Genomic DNA, 306 nt, shown 5'->3' with positions numbered 1-306 from the left:
CGCGGTAAATCGACGGAAAGTCCCGTGGCCGTGCGGCCAAGGCATCCGCCAAACGCATGCCGCCACGTACATCGGCACGCACAGCGGCGAGGGTCTGGGCGATGTGTTTTTTCTCCGCCTGCTCCACCGTGGCGCTTAATGCCGCCTCCAAGGGCAAACTCGCACCGAGCAGGCTCGCCAGTTGCCGCGTGGCCCAGGCCAGGTCGTTGTCCGACAGCTTGGCGCTGAACAGGCTGCTGCCGGCGGCGCTTTGCTGACCGCCCTCGACCTGCACCAGCAACGCGGTCAGGCCACGGCTGCGCAGCA

1 protein-coding gene is annotated in these 306 nt (G+C 67.3%); it reads right to left on the bottom strand.

The window, feature by feature from the left end; genetic code table 11:
* Positions 1 to 306, bottom strand: a 306-nt coding sequence (locus AB1462_RS32535) for a type II secretion system F family protein (protein WP_367249244.1), incomplete at both ends; no start/stop codon positions are given.

It is taken from the genome of Pseudomonas sp. SB113 (genome assembly GCF_040754745.1).
GTDB classification, from domain to species: domain Bacteria; phylum Pseudomonadota; class Gammaproteobacteria; order Pseudomonadales; family Pseudomonadaceae; genus Aquipseudomonas; species Aquipseudomonas grimontii.
Note: the sequence above shows the minus strand (reverse complement) of the source record. Positions and strands in the feature narration are given on the sequence as shown.